At 24.2% G+C, this 768-nt stretch carries 1 protein-coding gene; it reads right to left on the bottom strand.

Annotated features, from left to right (window positions below):
- Window positions 1-19: 19 nt before the first annotated feature.
- The gene (locus JV528_RS12690) at window positions 20-253 is read right to left on the bottom strand and encodes a hypothetical protein (protein WP_234720399.1); all 234 of its coding nucleotides are present in this window, start codon (window positions 251-253) and stop codon (window positions 20-22) included.
- Window positions 254-768: the final 515 nt, after the last annotated feature.

Raw genomic sequence — 768 nt, 5'->3', positions numbered from 1 at the left:
GATATATCTATATTTTTTGCTAATCCAGGCACGCCATCACAGAGAGGTTTAAATGAACATTTAGCTTTTTAACTGCCGATGGAATATCTTTTTTATCAATATTAACTTTTGTATTTTTTTGATTTGGTAGTTCTTTTTGTGATGCTTCCTCAGCATTCACATTATTAAAAAACAGACTAAATACCAAACTAAGTATTAAACCAATTGCAAGAACAAAGACAATCGTACTAATGTTACATATTTTTTTAGCCATAGAAAACACTCCTTTTTATTTTTGTAACTCTTTCATTATTAATATAACACTATTTCTGCTTTTTTATTATTTTTTTCCTAAATGTTTATATTAACGACATATTTGTATAAAATATTAATTGATAACGAAAATATTTTTATTAACTTAATACCTCAATAATCTTATTGAATAAATTTATTGAGGTGTACAATGACAGTTGGGGCTAAGTTTAAACACTTTAATTAAGTTAGACATTGACCCTCTGCATCAATACACTATTTATAATAGTTTTATTATTTTTTTCTTTTAAATTTGATATAAAATTAGTATTATATTCTTAAAATTACGGATAATTTTTTTGACGATATACTTATTATCTATTGCTTTTAATATTTCAGATATATCACGATAATTCAATGCGTACCTTAAGTATTAGCCTACGCCTATAGTGATGACATTCTTATCGAATTATTTATACTTCGAAAGATTAAATAATTTTTTAAGATTTTAGATTATCAAATTAAGCTGGACAGTTT

This window comes from Staphylococcus sp. GDB20D11A, assembly GCF_016893255.1.
Lineage (GTDB): Bacteria > Bacillota > Bacilli > Staphylococcales > Staphylococcaceae > Staphylococcus > Staphylococcus aureus.
The sequence above is the reverse complement of the archived record's forward strand: the minus strand, read 5'-3'. Positions and strand labels throughout refer to the sequence as shown.

Bases quoted from the DNA above. Each gene is read 5' to 3' on its own strand.
- JV528_RS12690 (WP_234720399.1), bottom strand. From the start codon at position 253: ATGGCTAAAAAAATATGTAACATTAGTACGATTGTCTTTGTTCTTGCA.